This is a genomic window from Arthrobacter sp. Soc17.1.1.1, from assembly GCF_036867195.1.
In the GTDB taxonomy this organism is placed as follows: Bacteria; Actinomycetota; Actinomycetes; order Actinomycetales; family Micrococcaceae; genus Arthrobacter_D.
Map to the genome: position 1 here is coordinate 3,561,591 of NZ_JBAJII010000001.1, position 16,652 is coordinate 3,578,242.

Here is a 16,652-nt window from a genome sequence, read left to right on the forward strand (position 1 = left end):
ATGACCACCCAGCAGATCCCGGGGACCGGGCAGGAGACGCGCGTCGTCGAACTCGCCATCCAGGGGATGACGTGCGCCTCCTGCGTGGGCCGGGTCGAGCGGAAGCTCGGCAAGCTCGACGGCGTCGAGGCGAGCGTGAACCTGCCCCTGGAGAGCGCCGTGGTCCGGGTGCCCGCGTCCGTCAGCGACCAGGACCTGATCGACACCGTCGTGGCGACCGGGTACGGCGCCCACGTGGTGCACCCCGACCATGGGCACGGGGACGGCCACGACCACACACCGTCGCTCCTCGGAGCGCGCCTGGTGCTCGCCGCCGTCCTGTCCGTCCCGGTGCTGCTGATCTCCATGGTGCCCGCTTTCCAGTTCCCGGACTGGGGGTGGGTGGTCCTCGCCCTGACCCTTCCCGTGGTGACGTGGTCCGCCTGGCCGTTCCACCGCGCGGCCGCGATCAATGCGCGCCACCTGTCCTCCACCATGGACACCCTCGTCTCCATCGGCGTCACCGCGGCGTTCCTCTTCTCGGCCTGGCAGCTGTTCGCCGATCCCGCCCTGACGCAGCACCCCGGCATGGCCGGCATGGACGCGCACGCCCTCTACTTCGAGGTCGCGGCCGTCGTCGTGACGTTCCTGCTGCTCGGCCGGTTCCTCGAAGCCTCCGCGAAGCGGCGGGCCGGGGATGCACTCACGTCGCTCCTGAACCTCGGAGCCAAGGAGGCCCGTGTCCTGCGCACCGTCGACGGCGAGCGCACCGAGGTCACACTGCCCGCCGACCGGCTGATCCCCGGCGACGAGTTCGTGGTGCGCCCCGGGGAGAAGATCGCGACGGACGGCGTCGTCACCGAGGGCTCCAGCGCCGTCGACACGGCCCTCCTGACGGGCGAGAGCATCCCCGTCGAGGTCACCCCGGGCGATGCCGTCACGGGAGCCACGATCAACACGTCCGGCAGGCTCGTGGTCCGGGCCACGCGGGTCGGCTCCGACACCGTGCTCTCCTCCATGGGCCGCCTGGTCAGCCAGGCGCAGAGCGGCAAGGCGCGGATCGCCCGGCTGGCCGACCGCATCAGCGCGGTCTTCGTCCCCGTGGTCCTCGGGATCGCAATCCTCACCTTCGTGCTGTGGCTCGTCCTGACGGGGGACCTCGACGCCGCCTTCACGGCGTCCGTGACGGTGCTCGTGATCGCGTGCCCCTGCGCGCTGGGGCTCGCGACGCCGACGGCGCTGCTGACCGGCACGGGGCGTGGCGCCCAGCTGGGCATCCTGATCCGGGGGCCGCAGGTCCTCGAGGACACGCGCACCGTGGACACCATCGTGCTGGACAAGACCGGTACGGTCACCACCGGCGTCATGGCCGTCGGTGACGTCGTTCCCCTGTCGGAGGCCTCCGCTGCCGAACTGCTGCGGCTCGCGGGCGCCGTCGAGGCCGCGAGCGAGCACCCGATCGCACGGGCCGTCGCGCACCATGCCGCCGGACAGGGCCCCCTGCCGGAGGTCCACGGCTTCTCGAGTGCACCCGGCGGCGGCGTGCGCGGGGAGGTCGACGGGGTCACCGTCACGGCCGGCCGTGCGGGCTGGCTCGAACACCACGGCATCCGCCCGACCCCCGGACAGGCCCGCGCGTTCGGTGCGGCCGAGGAGGCGGGCGCGACGGCGGTGTGGGTGGCGCTCGACGCCTCCGTCGCGGGCTTCATCACGCTGTCCGACACCGTCAAGGACGGCTCGGCGGCCGCCGTCGGGCGCCTGCGCCGGCTCGGCCTGAGGCCCGTGCTGCTCACGGGTGACAACCGCGCCGTGGCCCTGCGCGTCGCCGCCGCGGTGGGGATCGACGCGGCGGACGTGCGGGCGGGCGTGACACCTGCGGGGAAGGTGGACGCCGTCCGGGAGCTGCAGGCCACGGGGGCCACGGTCGCCATGGCCGGTGACGGGGTCAACGACGCCGCGGCCCTGGCCCAGGCGGATCTCGGCATCGCGATGGGCTCGGGCACCGACGTGGCCATCGAGGCGGCCGACCTCACGGTGATGGGCAACAGCCTGGAGCAGGTGGCCCAGGCGATCGAACTCTCGCGCCGGACGCTCGGCACCATCAAGGGAAATCTCTTTTGGGCGTTCTTCTACAACGCGGTCGGGATCCCCGTGGCGGCACTGGGCCTGCTCAACCCGATGCTCGCCGGTGCCGCGATGGCGGCGAGTTCCGTGCTCGTGGTCGCCAACTCGCTGCGGCTGCGCAGCTTCGGCCGGTAGCGGGCCGCTCCCGCGAGCCGGTGCCGGCACCCGATCCCCTCCAGGCGACCGGGTGCCGGCATCGCTGCCGTCGTCCTCCGGCCCGTCAGCGGGATGCGGACGATGCCAGATCGGACAGCGACGTCAGGGGCACCTCGGCCGGTCGCTCCGCCGTGCTCCGTACCGGCACCGAGGCACCGTCCGCCGCCGACTGCAGGAGGGACTCCATGACGTCGAGGACGTGGTAGGCGAGCTCCCCGTTCGCCCGGTGCTGCTCGCCGGCGGGGGTCAGGGCCATGTCCGCGAGGCCGTAGCCGCGGCCGGCCCCGAGATAGCCTGCGCTGGCGGGGAGGACCTCCCATCCGATCTCCCGGTCGTTGCTCCTGTTCTCCAGGGCGCAGACGGACACCTCCCCGTCGAAGTAGTTCGGATCGGGGACCGTCATGCTGGCCCGTTCGCCGTGGATCTCGATGTTGGAGGACCGCGTCTGCACGGCGTCGAAACTCATGACCAGGGTGGAGAGGGCACCCGACGCGTGCACGAGCACACCGGTGACATGCGTGTCGATGGACACCGGCACCGTCTGGCCCTCCCGTGGTCCGCCGCCGATGGTCCGCTCCTTCCGCGTGTGGCTGGCCGCTCCGATGACGGACGTCACCGGCCCGAGCAGGGTGACGAGCGCCGTGACGTAGTACGGCCCCATGTCCAGCAGGGGCCCGCCTCCGGGCACGTAGTAGAAGTCCGGGTTCGGGTGCCAGCGTTCGTGGCCGGGCGTGACCATGGTCGCGGTGGCCGAGATGGGCCGGCCGATCAGGCCCTCGTCGATGGCATGGCGCGCCGTCTGGATGCCCGTCCCGAGCACCGTGTCGGGGGCGCACCCCACCCGGACCCCGGCGGCCTCCGCGAGGGCGAGCACCTCGCGGGCCTCGGTCGTGTTCGCCGCCAGCGGTTTCTCCCCGTAGACGTGCTTCCCTGCGGCGATCGCCCGGGCCGCGATCTCCGCATGGGCGGCAGGGATCGTGAGGTTCAGGACGGTGTCGATCCCGGGGTCGGCCAGGAGCTCGTCCACGGTCAGCGCCCGCACTCCCTCCTGCGAGTCCGCGACGGCCTGCGCCCGGCTCGGGTCCAGGTCGGCCACCGCCCTCAGGTTCACCGATTCCAGCGACGGCAGGGTCGTCAGGTACTGGGCCACGATCGCTCCGCAGCCGATGATTCCGACGTTCAACGGCTCGCCCACAGCAAACCCCTCTCGATGATGGTCCGGACGTTCGGGTCGTCGAGGATCTCGACGCGGTGCCCGGGGGTGGCGACGAAGATGCGGCCCTCGCCCCACTGGCGGGTCCAGATGGCGGGGGACGTCACCGGGCGGTTCCAGGGATCCCAGTCGCGGACGGCCTGCGTCGTCGTCGCGAGCACGTCGATGTAGTCGTCCGCGAGCACCCAGTACTGCTCGGTCACGAGGTCGAAGTCCCCGATGCCGCGGGTGATCGGATGATCCGCCGCGGCCGGGAGCATCGTCACCCGGTACGGCACGTAGTTGTCGGACTGCTCGCCGACCCTCTCGTCCGGGTGCTTGCCCGGATGGCAGGCGAACTGCCCGCCGATCAGGTGGAGGTAGTCGGATTCGTTGCGGTACGAGTCGGCGATCCCGCCGTGCCAGCCCGCGAGTCCGGTCCCGGCCTCGACGGCCGTCCGGAGCCCGGCGAACTCGTCCTTCTCGATGGTGTTCATCGTGTTGCACTGCAGGATCAGGCTGACGGTCGACATGTAGTCGGCATCGGCGTAGATCTTCGGTGACTCCTCGATCCGGACGTCGAACCCGTTGTCCCTGAGGAACGGGATGAACCGGTCCGTCGCTTCGACGGGTTGATGACCGTCCCAGCCGCCGCGGACGACGAGTGCTTCCTTACTGGTCATGGTGCCTCTTTCGTGGTCGTGAATTGGCTGTTCTGCGCGCTGGCGGAGAAGGCTGCGTCGAAGGAAGCCCCGGAGGGGGCGATGGTGGCCAGCTCCCGCACGAGGGCCAGGGCCTCCGGCGCCCCGACGAGGCGGTCCATCCCGGCGTCCTCCCATTCGATGCTGGTGGGACCCTGGTAGCCGATCGAATTGAGCATGCGGAAGATGGGCTTCCAGGGCACGTCCCCGTGCCCGGCGGTGACGAAGTCCCAGCCCCGCCGCGGGTCGCCCCACGGCAGGTGCGAGCCGAGGCGTCCGTTGCGTCCGTTCAGCTGCCGCACGGATTCCTTCACGTGGACGTGGAAGATGTGCGGCGCGAAGTCCTGCAGGAACATCACGGGGTCGAGGTCCTGCCAGACGAAGTGCGACGGGTCGAAGTTGAGCCCGAACCCGGGCCGGTCTCCCATGATCTCCAGCGTGCGCTGCGCGGTCCAGTAGTCGTAGGCGATCTCGGACGGATGCACCTCGAGCGCGAAGCGGACCCCCTCGGCGTCGAACACGTCCATGATGGGATTCCATCGGGCGGCGAAGTCCTCGTAGCCCCGATCGATCATCCGCTCGGACGCGGGAGGGAACATCGCGACGTACTTCCAGATGGACGAACCGGTGAATCCGGTGACCACCGACGCCCCGAGCCGGGCTGCTGCCCGGGCGCTGTCCTTGACGACCTCGGCGGCCCGCCGGCGGACCCCTTCCGGATCGCCGTCCCCCCAGACCTCGGGGGTGAGGATGTCCTGGTGGCGCTCGTCGATCGGGTCGTCGCCCACGGCCTGCCCGGTGAGGTGGATGGCGATCGCGTGGACGGCGAGGTTGTTCTCCCTGAGGATCCGGAGCCGGTCCTGGACGTAGTCGTCGTCCTGCGCGGCCCGCACCGGGTCCAGGTGGTCTCCCCAGCAGGCGATCTCGAGGCCGTCGAAGCCCCAGTCGCCGGCCATCCTCGCCACGTCCTCGAACGGCAGGTCGGCCCACTGCCCGGTGAACAGCGTCACCGGGCGTGGCGTGGTGGCGGGCGTGGTGGTGGGTTCAGACATGCTGCCACCCCGAATCGGCCGCGGCGCTCCGCTCGATGGCGTGGAGGACCTTCTGGACCCGCAGCGCCTCGTCGAAGGACGGCGACGGCGTGGTGCCGTCCGCGATGGCCTGCACCAGGTCCACGACCTGGTGTGTGAAGCCGTGCTCGTAGCCGAGGCCGTGCCCGGCCGGCCACCAGTTGCCCGTGTACGGGTGCACGGGTTCGGTGACGTTGATGGTGCTGAAGCCCGCGGTCTCCGCGGGCTGCGTGCCGTCGTAGAACTCCAGCGAGTTCATGTTCTCGAAGTCGAACGCGAGTGAGCCGAGACTGCCGTTGACCTCCAGGCGCATGGAGTTCTTCCTGCCGGTCGCGAAGCGGGTGGCCTCGAAGACGCCGATCGCCCCTGACTCGAAGCGGGCACTGAAGATCGCGGCGTCGTCGACCGTGACCGTCCCTGTCCCTCCGTCGCTGGAGCCCTGGCCGCCGAGGCCCACCAGGGTCCCGCCGAGGGGACGTTCGTGCACGAAGGTGGTCAGGAGACCGGAGACGCCCGTGATCGGCAACCCGGTCACGTACTGCGCCGCATCGATGCTGTGCGCTCCGATGTCCCCGAGGGAGCCCGACCCTGACTTGCTCCTGTCCAGGCGCCAGGTCATCGGGGCGTTCTCGTCCGTCAGCCAGTCCTGGAGGTACTGAGCCCGGACGTGCCGGATGGTCCCGAGCCTGCCCTGCTCGACGAGCCGCCGGGCCAGGGTCAGGGCGGGCGTGCGGCGGTAGGAGAACCCGCACATCGCGAAGACCCCGTTCGCCTCGGCCGCCCGGGCGGCCGCCGCCATGCGTTCCGCCTCCTCCACCGAGTTCGCGAGCGGCTTCTCGCAGAGCACGTGCTTGCCTGCCTCAAGTGCTGCGATCGCGATCTCGGCGTGGGTGTCCCCGGGGGTGCAGATGTCGATGAGGTCGACGTCGTCGCGCTCCACCAGGGCCCGCCAGTCGGTCTCGGTGTCCCGCCAGCCGAACCTGTCGGCAGCCGCCTTCACCGCGGCCGGATCACGGCCGGCGAGGACGGCGAGTTCGGGCTGGAGCGGGAGGTCGAAGAAGCGCGGCGCGGTGCGCCAGGCGTGGGAGTGCATCGCCCCCATGAAGGCGTAGCCGACCATCCCGACCCTCAGGGCCGCTTGCTGTGGAGAAGTCATCAGGCTGGAGATTCCTTTCGGTCTACTTGTTGAAGCCGGCGGTGAGTCCGCTGACGAGCTGGCGGCGGGCCAGGACGTAGAGGACCACCAGCGGGAGGGTGGAGAGCACGACGGCGGCGAGGACCGCCGGGATGTTCACGCTGAACTCGTCCTGGAACGCCCAGAGCGAGAGCGGCAGGACCCGCTTGTCGGGGTCCTGCGTGAGGATCAGCGGGAAGAGGAACCCGTTCCAGACGTGCAGTGCGTTGTAGATGGCGATCGTGACCACCGCGGGACGCACCAGCGGCAGGGCGAGGCGCCACATCATGGTGAACTCCGAGCAGCCGTCGAGCCTCATGGATTCGAAGAGCTCCCGCGGGACGTCCCGGAGGAAGTTCGACAGGATCAGCACCGAGATGGGGATGGCGAAGGCGATCGACGGCAGGATCAGCGCGAGCAGGGTGTCGTAGAGCTGCGCTTTCGTGATCATGAAGTAGATGGGGATGATGGTCGCCTGCAGGGGGATGGCGAGTCCCATCAGGAACAGCGTGTGGGCCGTCCCGATGATGCGACCGCTCCCCCTCACCACCGCGTAGGCCGCCATGAACGAGACGATCACGGCCGGGATGACGCTGCCCACCGTCACGATGACGCTGTTCACGAAGTACCGGGCGAAGTCCGCTTCCAGGACCGTCCGGTAGTTCGCCAGGGTCGGCTCCGTGGGTGGGGCCAGCGGATTCGACCCGAAGAAGCCCGCCTGGTTCTTCAGGCTGGTGATGATCACGTAGTAGACGGGCAGGATGATCAGCGCGAGCCACACCCATCCCCCGAGCCCTCCGAGGAGGTTCGGCGAGGTCCTGCCCACCGGCTTCCCCTGCGAACGGGCCCGGGGCTGCGGTACGGTGTCCTGCGCGGGTTCGGCGACGAGTGCCATGGACCTACGCTCCTTCCAACTGGCTCGAGCTGCGGTTCTTGCCGCCGAGGCGCTGCAGGACGAGGGCGAGGCCCAGGCCGATCACCACGAGGATGACGCCGAGGGCGCTCGCTGCGCCCATGTCGTTGGCCCGGAAGCCGGTCAGGTACATGTGCAGTGGCAGGAGCCGGGTGGAGTACCCCGGACCGCCGGCGGTGAGGACGAAGATCAGGTCGAAGTATGCCAGCGAGCCCAGGACCATGAGGGTGGACGAGGTGATGATGGTGTACTTCAGCTGGGGCAGCGTGATGTGGAAGAACTGCTGCAGCCGGCCCGCGCCGTCGATCTGCGCCGCCTCGTAGAAGGACGCCGGGATCTGGCGCACACCGCCCTGGTAGATGAGCGTGTGGAAGGGGACGAACTGCCAGGCGATGACGAAGATGACCACGAACAGCACCAGGTCGGCACTGCCGAGCCAGTTCTGCGCGAGGAACGGCAGGCCCAGACCCGGCCCCATGCCGAAGTTGGGATCGAGCAGCGCCTTGAACGCGATCGCCACGGCGGCCGAGGAGAGCAGCAGCGGGACGAAGTACAGCACGGCCAGCACCGCCCGGTAGCGCTGGTTGCCCGCCGTGAAGACCCCCAGGAGGAGACTGATCGGCACCTGCACCAGGAGCGAGTAGACCATGATCTTCAGCGTGACGACCAGCGCGTTCATCGTCACCGAGTCCGTGAGGGCCGTCTGCCAGCTGTCCAGCCCGGCCCAGGTGATCGCACCCAGTCCGTTCCAGTGGGTGAAGCTGAGGAACACCACGCCGAGCAGGGGCAGCACGGCGAAGACCAGGAAGAAGGCCAGCGCCGGCACGACCATCCACGCCGAGGGCCCTTCCGCCCGGGCGCCCCGCACCTTCATCGCGGGCTTGGGCTTCAGCAGCGTACTCATTCGCCCAGGGTTGCGTTCATGTTCTCGGCGAACTGCTCCGGGGTGATCTCGCCGATGAAGATCTGGTCGAGGTTCGCGAGCATGGCATCACCCTGGGCGGGGCTCAGCGCCTGGTCCCAGGAGAGCTGGAAGCTCGGGGCGTCCTGCGCCAGGCCGTAGACGAACTCCACGAAGTCCTTGTCGTCGGACGCGGCGAGCTGGTCCTCGATGCCGTTGACGGCGGGGACCGCGCCGGAGTCGATCATGGCCTGCGTGTACTCCTCGCTGAACAGTCCGTCCTTGAGGTAGTTCAGCGCGGATTCCTTCTGCTGGTCGGACGCCGCGGAGGAGACGGACCACATGTTCGCGGGGTTGCCCACCACGTTGGCGGGGTCGCCTGCACCGCCCTCGACCTCGGGGAACGGCACGAAACCGACCTCTCCCGACTCGACGAACTCCGGGGCGTCGTTCTTCAGGTTCTGGTACACCCAGCCGCCGTGAAGCATCATCGCCGCCTTGTCGGTGTACAGGAGGGCGCTGTCCGCGCCGGCGTCTGCCGCGATCGAGGAGAAGCCGTTGATGAAACCGTCGGCGTCGACCAGTTCCTGGATCTTCGTGAGGGCCTCGATCACGGCGGGATCGGACCAGGCGTCCTCCTCCCCGTCCAGGATCGCCTGGAAGACCTCCGGCCCGCCGATGCGGTCCACGAGGTAGGACAGCCACATCAGGTTCGGCCACTTGGACTGGCCGGCCAGGGCGAAGGGCGCGATTCCCGCCTCGTTGAATTTCGGTACCAGGGCCATCAGGTCGTCCCAGGTCTCGGGGGGCTCGACGCCCATGTCCTCGAAGACCTGCTTGTTGTAGTAGAGGACGACCGGCTGCATGTTGTTGTTGGGCAGCGCGTAGGTCTTGCCGTCGATCACGCCGTTCTCGAGGACGGAGGGGATGTAGCGGTCCTTCACCTCGGGGTTGTCGGTGAGGAACTGGTCCAGGTCGCTCACGTGCCCGGCGTCGACGTAGGACTTCAGCACACCGCCGCCCCATCCGTAGATGAACGTGGGCCCCTCGCCTGCTCCGACCGCAGTGCGTACCTTGGTCTTGTAGGCGTCGTTGGCAAAGAACTCCTGGTTGATCTTGTCGTCAGCGTTCGCCGCGTTCCAGTCCTCGACCGACGAGCGGAAGATGTTCTCGCTGCTCCCGGTCAGGGCCCACATGGAGGGGGAATCGGAATCCGCGGCGGGATCGGCCGGACCGCTGGATCCGCAGGCGGACAGGCCGAGGGCGAGGGTGAGGGCGGAGGCCGCCGCAAGCATGGAGGTGGTTGTTCGCATTTTCATCAGTTCTTCCGTAAGTCGACTCAGGACGGGGCACGAGGGCCGGCTGAGGTGGGCAGGTCAACTCCGCGGGTATGCGGTCGCTGACCGCCACGCTGCGGAAGAGATTTCGAAATGTTTTCGATAAGAACAAACTAACAAGCGTAAAGTTACCTGCATCACATGTATCGGTCAATGGCCCGCCATTAAAGGCTTCGAACCAGGCTCACCGCCCTCAACAGGACGCGATCCGGCTCAGGCAGCAGGCAGATGACGACAGCCCTGGAGAGGATTTCGAAACATTGTCGGAAAGTGAAGTCCGGACGCGAGCCACCCTCGCGTCCGTCGCAGCCCTTGCCGGAGTGTCCACTCCGACGGTCTCCAAGGTCATCAACGGGCGTGAGGACGTGGCCCCCGCCACCCGCAAGCGCGTGCTGGAAGCGCTCAGGACGTCCGAGTACCAGCCCCCCGGACAACGCCTCGCGCTGGCGCCCCCGGCATCCGTGCTGATCGACGTCGCCGTGGACAGCGTGACGACGGCGTACTACTCGGAGGTGATGGACGGGATCCTCGAGGGCGCGGAGATGCAGGGAGCGGAGATCGTCCTGTCGAAGACGGGGCTCACGCATCTCTCCGCCGGCGAGCGGGCCGAGAAGATGCAGGCATCGGGCCGCCGCGGCCTCCTCCTCGTCACGTCGCGGTGGTCCCCGCGGGAGATCAAGGACGTGAAGAAGCGCGGCATCGCGGTGGTGGTCATCGATCCCATCAACCCTCCCGGGCCGGGCGTCGTCAGCGTGGGCGCCACGAACTGGGCCGGAGGGAAGGCCGCCACGGAGCACCTGCTCGGCCTGGGTCATAGGCGGATCGCGTTCATCGGCGGTCACGCCAGCGCGGAGTGCAGCCAGGACCGGGAGCACGGCTACGTGGCCGCCCTCCTCGAGCGGGGCATCCCGATCTCGGAGGAGTACGTCCTGGCCGGCGCGTTCGATCCGGAGACCGGGCGGCGGAGCCTGGCCCGGTTCCTCGACCTGCCGAACCCGCCCTCCGCCATCTTCGCGGCCTCCGACAGCATCGCCCTGGGTGTGCTCGCCGAGGCGCACGCCCGGGGGATCGGGGTCCCGCATGAACTGAGCCTGGTCGGCTTCGACGGGACCTACCTCAGCGAACAGTCGTCGCCGCAGCTCACCACCGTCGTGCAGCCGCTGCGGGACATGGGCCGGACGGCCGTCCGGGCGCTCCTCCGGGAGATGGGCGGGGAGCCGCCGGATTCCACCCGGGTGGAGCTGGCCACCCACCTGACCGTGCGCTCCTCGACGGCTCCGGCGGGGTCCTGACGGTCCCCGGGGCGCACGCACACCGATTGCGGGAGGCCTCTGGATCAGACGGCCCTTCGGTGGCTATCCTATAGAATCTACGAAAATCGGAAGGGATCGCAATGACGCGACTGTTCAATGAACCGGAGAACTTCGTCGACGAGATGATGGTCGGCTTCGCGGCCGCCGCCTCCCGCTGGGTACAGCAGATCCCCGGAGGCGTGGTCCGCGTGGGACGACCGGCGGAGCCGACGGTCTCCCTCGTGATCGGCGGCGGCAGCGGGCACTACCCCGCGTTCGGTGGCCTCGTGGGACCGGGACTGGCGCACGGGGCGGTGATGGGCAACCTGTTCGCCTCGCCGTCGGCCCACCAGGTGCGGACCGTCGCGCGGACGGCCGACCAGGGGCGGGGCGTCCTCCTGTCCTACGGGAACTACGCGGGCGACGTCCTGCACTTCGACGAGGCACAGGCCGAGCTGCGCGAGGCGGGGATGGATGTCCGCACGGTGACCGTGACCGATGACATCATCAGTGCGCCCCGGGGTGAGGAGCACAAGCGCCGCGGCATCGCCGGCGACCTCACGGTGTTCAAGGTCGCGGGTGCAGCGTGCGAGCAGGGCTACGACCTCGACGGCGTCGAGCGCGTCGCGCGCCGCACCAACGACAGGACGCGCTCCCTCGGCGTCGCCTTCGGCGGCTGCACCCTTCCCGGCGCCGATGCGCCCCTCTTCGAGGTGCCTGCAGGGCGCATGGCCGTCGGCCTGGGTATCCACGGGGAGCCCGGCATCGACGAGGTGGACATCCCCACGGCAGCGGGCCTCGCCGAGCTGTTCGTCAGCAGCCTCCTCGAGGAGGTCCCGGACGGGGTCGACCTGGCGGGCGCGCGGGTCGTACCCCTGCTGAACGGCCTCGGCAGCGTCAAGTACGAGGAACTCTTCGTCGTCTACCGCACCGTGCACGCACTGCTCGGCGAGCGCGGCATCACCGTCGTCGATCCCGAGGTCGGCGAGCTGTGCACCAGCTTCGACATGGCCGGCTGCTCCCTCACCCTGCTGTGGCTCGACGAGGAGCTCGAGCGCCTCTGGACGGCGCCGGCGGACACCCCCGGCTTCCGCCGCGGGCAGGTGGCCGAGCAGCAGCGCTTCGACGCCGTGGTGAAGGACGACGCCGAGGAGGTCGTCGGGACCTCCTCGGCCGAGTCCCGCGCCTGCGCCGCGACCATCGTCGCGGCCCTCGAGGCGCTCGCGCTCACGGTGGACGAACACGCCGACGAACTCGGCCGCCTCGACCAGGTGGCGGGCGACGGCGACCACGGGATCGGCATGCAGCGGGGCGCCCATGCCGGTCGGGACGCGGCCCGCGCCGCCGTCGGGCAGGGCGCCGGGGCCGAGACGGCCCTGCGGCATGCAGCCAACGCCTGGAGCGACCGCGCCGGTGGCACCTCGGGAGCCATCTGGTCCACGATGCTCAAGGCGCTCGGGTCCGTGGTCGGCGATGACGCCCGGCCCACCCCGAAGGACCTCGCACGCGGGATCTCCGCGGCCAGGGACGCCGTGATGGCCTTCGGGAAGGCGAAGGTCGGCGACAAGACCATGGTCGACGCCGTCGTGCCCTTCTCCGACGAACTCTCGGCACGCGTGGGCGACGGGTCCGGGCTCGCCGACGCGTGGTCGGGGGCAGCCGCCGCGGCCACGGAGGCGGCCGCGGCCACGGCGTCGATGCGGGCGACCCTCGGGCGCGCGCGGTCCCACGGCGAGAAGTCCGTCGGCACGCCCGACCCCGGCGCGGTGTCCTTCGCGCTGATCTGCACCACCATCTCGGACGTCATCCGTAACGCCCCGGGCACCCGCCCGGACGATCACTAGGAGAGAGAACATGGCCCTCAGGCTCATCGTCGGCTGCGACGACGCTGGATACCAGTACAAGGAGATCCTCAAGCGGGATCTCGAACAGCACGACCTCGTCGAGTCGGTCGTCGACGTCGGCGTGGGCGAGGACGGACACACGTCCTATCCGAAGATCGCGATCGAGGCCGCCGAACGCGTCGCACGGGGGGAGGCGGACCGTGCGCTGCTCATCTGCGGGACCGGCCTCGGCGTCGCCATCGCCGCCAACAAGGTGCAGGGCATCCGCGCCGCCACCGCCCACGATCCCCTGTCCGTGGAGCGGTCCGTCCTGTCCAACGACTGCCAGGTGCTCTGCATGGGGCAGAGGGTCATCGGCGTCGAACTCGCCCGCAGGCTCGTCCGGGAGTGGCTGACCTACACGTTCGACACCTCGAGCGCCTCGCAGGCCAAGGTGGACGACATCTGCGCGTACGAGGGCGTGTAGCGCACCCATGCCGAGGTTCACCATCGGCTCGAGCCTCAAGATGTACTTCGGCCACCGGCAGCAGCTCGAGTGGACGCGCCGGGTGGCCGAGATCGCCTCGACCCACCCGGCGGTGCAGCAGGACGTAGTGGAGCCCTTCGTCATCCCGACGTTCCCCTCCATCGGCGCGGTGCGGGATCTCGCCGCTCCCGGCGGGCTGCTCGTGGGAGCGCAGGACGTGCACTGGGAGGACGCAGGCGCCTACACCGGCGAGGTGTCGGCGGCTGAACTGGCGGAGGTCGGCGTCCGGCTCGTGGAGATCGGCCACGCGGAGCGGCGGTCAATGTTCGGCGAGACGGACTCCACCGCCGCGCTGAAGGTCCGCGCGACCCTCCGCCACGGCCTCGTGCCGGTCCTGTGCATCGGCGAGGAGGAACGCGGCGAGCACGGTCCGGCGGTTCACGCGTGCCTGCGGCAGCTCGAGGCGTGCCTCGCGGCCGCCCGCCGCGACGGGACCGGGGGGAGGGTGATCGTGGCCTACGAACCCGTCTGGGCGATCGGCCGGTCGGATCCTGCGCCCGACACCCACATCCGCGCCGTCACCAGTGCGCTGCGCGCGCACCTGGCGGATGATCCGCTGGTGCAGGAGCCCCGGGTGATCTACGGGGGCAGTGCAGGCCCCGGCCTGCTGACCCGCATAGCCCCCGATGTCGACGGCATGTTCCTCGGGCGGTTCGCCCACGACCCGGCCGCGTTCCGGGACATCCTGGACGAGGCGTGGGAGATTGGATCCGGTGATGACAGCAGCGCATTCTGAACGACCGGTTCCCGAGATCGACCGGCGCGGCCTGCGGGACCGCGTGTACGACCGGATCCTGGACATCCTCCTGTCGAGCGAGATGGAACCGGGGGCGAGACTGTCGATCGACACGGTCGCCCGGCAGCTCAAGGTCTCCCCGACACCTGTCCGTGAGGCCATGGTCCAGCTCGAGCGCACCGGGCTCGTGACCCGGGAGGCGCTCAAGGGCTACCGGGTCGCACCTCCCCTCGGCCCCGAGCAGCTCGACGAGCTGTTCGAGGCCCGCATCATGCTGGAGGTCGAAGCGGCCCGGCTCGCAGCGCCTCGCGCGGCCTCCCTCCTCCCCGCCCTCCGGCAGGCACACGAGCACCACCACGAGATGGGCGAACGGGTCACCGCCGCGATGCGGGGCGGCGAGGTCCCGATCCGCACCATCCACGACTATTTCGACGCCGACAACGCCTTCCACCTGGTCATCCTCGATGCCGCGGGCAACCGCTACGTCCAGGACATGTACGCCAATCTGGGGGCGCTGACGCACAGGATGCGCCAGGCGGTCATCAGAGGGACGAGCGATGTGTCCGAGGCCGCCGCCGAGCACGCCGCCATCCTGGAGGCCTTCGCCGGCGGCGACACCGACCTGCCCGTCCGGGCGTTGCGCGCCCACATCGAGGGCGTCCGCGCCCGCTCGCTGAAGGACTCCCCCGACACCTGAGAGCCGGCTCGCGGAAAAGCCTTGCAGACGTCGAAGCGGCCGTTTATATTTCCTATAGGATCTTTCCTCTTCTGAATCCCCCGATTGCAATGGAGCAATGAGATGTCTCTGCAACCCGCGTTCTCGGCGCAGGACTGGCCGATCGCCACCTGCCTGCACGGCATCCCGACGGTGAGCAAGGACGGCGTCGCGCTGCACGACGCCGATCCCGAGGCGTGGGACGACATGTTCAGCCAGGTGGAACATGTCGGTTTCTCGCTGGCCGAGCTCGCCGACAGCCATGTGCGGCCCGCCGATCTCGAACCGTCCCGCCGGGACGAATTCCTGTCCATCGCCGCCTCGCACGGCGTCCGGATCCCGTCGGTCCACCTGCAGCGGCAGAGCGTGATCATGCCGGGCCACGAGGAGCGCAACCTCGCCTACGCGCACCGCACGATCGACGCTGCGGCCGAGTGGGGCATGGAGGTCTTCTCCACCGGACTCCACCAGCCCTTCAGCGAGGCGCAGCGGCGGGCGCTGTGGTTCTGGACGGCGCCGGGACCGAAGGACCCGGACGATCCGGAGGTCTGGCAGGCCGCGGTCACCCGCCTGCGTGAACTCGGCCGGCACGCCGCGGACGTCGGCCTGAAGATGTCGCTCGAACTGTACGAGGACACGTACCTCGGCACGGGCGACAGCGCCGTGCGGCTCGTCGAGGAGATAGGCCTCGACAACGTGGGGATCAATCCGGACATCGCCAACCTCATCCGCCTGCACCGCCCCGTGGAGGACTGGCGTGAACTCCACGCGAAGCTCCTCCCCTACGCCAACTACTGGCACGTGAAGAACTACACGCGGGACGAGGCAGCGGACGGCTCATGGGCCACGAGCGTCCCCAGCTCCATGGAGGCCGGGTTGATCAACTACCGCCAGGTCATCCGCGACGCCCTCGAGCTCGGTTTCGACGGCATCTTCCTCTGCGAGCACTACGGCGGGGACAGCCTCGGCAACTGCGCCACCAATCAGACCTACATCCGCTCACTCCTGCCTGGGAAGAAGGACGCATGACACCGAAGAGAATCGCCGTCGTCGGATCGGGCTACATGGGCGGCGGCATCGCCCAGGTCCTCGCCCTGGCCGGGCACACCGTCCGCATCGCGGACGTGAGCGCCGAGATCGCGGCGTCGAACCTCGAGCGCCTGTTGACCGAGGCGGAGCAGTTCACCGCCGACGGCCTCTTCCCGGCGGATGCCCGCGAGAGCATCGCGGCGAACGTCTCGGCTGCCGAGTCGATCGAGGACGCGGTGTCCGACGCCGAGTTCATCGAGGAGGCCGTGCCGGAGCGCATCGAGATCAAGCACGAGACACTCCGGCGGATCTCCGCGGCGGCTCGGCCCGACGCCATCATCGGCTCGAACACCTCCACCATCCTGATCGCGGCTCTCGCCGAGGCGGTGGAGCATCCGGAGCGGTTCCTGGGCGTCCACTTCTCGAACCCCGCACCCTTCATCCCCGGCGTCGAACTCATCCCGCACCCGGACACGGACGACGGCGTCATCCCCGTGGTCGAGGAGATCGTCGCCTCCACCGGCAAGGAGACGGCGCGGGTGAAGGATGCCACCGGCTTCGTGCTGAACAGGCTCCAGTACGCGCTGTTCCACGAGGCCACGCAGATCGTGGAGGAGGGCATCGCGACCGCGGACGACATCGACACGATCGTCCGCACGACCTTCGGCTTCCGGCTCCCCGTCTTCGGTCCCTTCGCCATCGCGGACATGGCCGGACTCGACGTGTACTCGTTCTGCTACGCGTCGCTGCAGACGCGCTGGCCCGAGCGCTTCGCGACACCGGAGTCCCTGAAGGAGCTCGTGGACGCCGGCAAGTTCGGCACCAAGACCGGCGCCGGCTACCTGGACGTCCCGGCGGAGCGCACCGCGGAACTGATCGCCTACCGCAACAAGGCGTACGTGGCCATCAAGAATCTCATGGACGAACTCGGTCCTGCACCCATCCACTGATCGCAAGGAGATC

General features: G+C 69.5%; 15 protein-coding genes. 8 read left to right on the forward strand and 7 right to left on the reverse strand.

Translation table 11 applies throughout. The annotated features are described in order from the left end of the window. Positions 1–2,238, forward strand: a complete 2,238-nt coding sequence (locus V6S67_RS16600) for a heavy metal translocating P-type ATPase (protein ID WP_334211284.1) — start codon at positions 1–3, stop codon at positions 2,236–2,238. An 85-nt stretch (positions 2,239–2,323) separates the two neighbouring features. On the opposite strand, the gene V6S67_RS16605 is transcribed toward V6S67_RS16600, so the two are convergent. The 7 genes from V6S67_RS16605 to V6S67_RS16635 are packed head-to-tail and all read right to left on the reverse strand — an operon-like array spanning position 2,324 to position 9,529. Continuing rightward, positions 2,324–3,454: a Gfo/Idh/MocA family protein gene (locus tag V6S67_RS16605; RefSeq protein ID WP_334211285.1), complete on the reverse strand. Its 1,131-nt coding sequence runs from the start codon at positions 3,452–3,454 to the stop codon at positions 2,324–2,326. After that, the gene (locus V6S67_RS16610; RefSeq protein ID WP_334211286.1) at positions 3,439–4,134 is read right to left on the reverse strand and encodes a ThuA domain-containing protein; all 696 of its coding nucleotides are present in this window, start codon (positions 4,132–4,134) and stop codon (positions 3,439–3,441) included. The genes V6S67_RS16605 and V6S67_RS16610 overlap by 16 nt, the downstream gene beginning before the upstream one ends. Further along, complete coding sequence (locus tag V6S67_RS16615) at positions 4,131–5,204, reverse strand: sugar phosphate isomerase/epimerase family protein (protein WP_334211287.1); 1,074 nt, start codon at positions 5,202–5,204, stop codon at positions 4,131–4,133. Before V6S67_RS16615 ends, V6S67_RS16610 begins: the two co-directional genes overlap by 4 nt. Beyond that, positions 5,197–6,378, reverse strand: coding sequence for a Gfo/Idh/MocA family protein (locus tag V6S67_RS16620; RefSeq protein ID WP_334211288.1), 1,182 nt, complete (start codon positions 6,376–6,378; stop codon positions 5,197–5,199). Before V6S67_RS16620 ends, V6S67_RS16615 begins: the two co-directional genes overlap by 8 nt. Before the next feature lie 22 nt (positions 6,379–6,400). Next, positions 6,401–7,291 (reverse strand): carbohydrate ABC transporter permease, encoded by an 891-nt coding sequence (locus V6S67_RS16625; protein ID WP_334211289.1) that lies wholly within the window; start codon positions 7,289–7,291, stop codon positions 6,401–6,403. A gap of 4 nt (positions 7,292–7,295) precedes the next feature. Continuing rightward, complete coding sequence (locus tag V6S67_RS16630; RefSeq protein ID WP_334211629.1) at positions 7,296–8,183, reverse strand: carbohydrate ABC transporter permease; 888 nt, start codon at positions 8,181–8,183, stop codon at positions 7,296–7,298. A 26-nt stretch (positions 8,184–8,209) separates the two neighbouring features. Beyond that, the gene (locus V6S67_RS16635) at positions 8,210–9,529 is read right to left on the reverse strand and encodes an extracellular solute-binding protein (RefSeq protein WP_334211290.1); all 1,320 of its coding nucleotides are present in this window, start codon (positions 9,527–9,529) and stop codon (positions 8,210–8,212) included. Positions 9,530–9,807: 278 nt separating this feature from the next. On the opposite strand from V6S67_RS16635, the gene V6S67_RS16640 reads away from it, so the two are divergent. From V6S67_RS16640 to V6S67_RS16670, 7 genes are all read left to right on the forward strand, one after another. Beyond that, complete coding sequence (locus tag V6S67_RS16640; RefSeq protein WP_334211291.1) at positions 9,808–10,839, forward strand: LacI family DNA-binding transcriptional regulator; 1,032 nt, start codon at positions 9,808–9,810, stop codon at positions 10,837–10,839. Between the two features lie 101 nt (positions 10,840–10,940). Beyond that, positions 10,941–12,683, forward strand: a complete 1,743-nt coding sequence (locus tag V6S67_RS16645) for a dihydroxyacetone kinase family protein (RefSeq protein WP_334211292.1) — start codon at positions 10,941–10,943, stop codon at positions 12,681–12,683. Between the two features lie 10 nt (positions 12,684–12,693). Further along, on the forward strand, positions 12,694–13,149 hold the full coding sequence (locus V6S67_RS16650) for a ribose-5-phosphate isomerase (RefSeq protein ID WP_334211293.1): 456 nt from the start codon (positions 12,694–12,696) through the stop codon (positions 13,147–13,149). Between the two features lie 7 nt (positions 13,150–13,156). Further along, on the forward strand, positions 13,157–13,945 hold the full coding sequence (locus tag V6S67_RS16655; protein ID WP_334211294.1) for a triose-phosphate isomerase family protein: 789 nt from the start codon (positions 13,157–13,159) through the stop codon (positions 13,943–13,945). Then, the gene (locus tag V6S67_RS16660) at positions 13,926–14,642 is read left to right on the forward strand and encodes a GntR family transcriptional regulator (RefSeq protein ID WP_334211295.1); all 717 of its coding nucleotides are present in this window, start codon (positions 13,926–13,928) and stop codon (positions 14,640–14,642) included. The genes V6S67_RS16655 and V6S67_RS16660 overlap by 20 nt, the downstream gene beginning before the upstream one ends. 102 nt (positions 14,643–14,744) lie before the next feature. Further along, on the forward strand, positions 14,745–15,689 hold the full coding sequence (locus tag V6S67_RS16665) for a sugar phosphate isomerase/epimerase family protein (RefSeq protein WP_334211296.1): 945 nt from the start codon (positions 14,745–14,747) through the stop codon (positions 15,687–15,689). Further along, on the forward strand, positions 15,686–16,639 hold the full coding sequence (locus V6S67_RS16670) for a 3-hydroxyacyl-CoA dehydrogenase family protein (RefSeq protein WP_334211297.1): 954 nt from the start codon (positions 15,686–15,688) through the stop codon (positions 16,637–16,639). The genes V6S67_RS16665 and V6S67_RS16670 overlap by 4 nt, the downstream gene beginning before the upstream one ends. Positions 16,640–16,652: the final 13 nt, after the last annotated feature.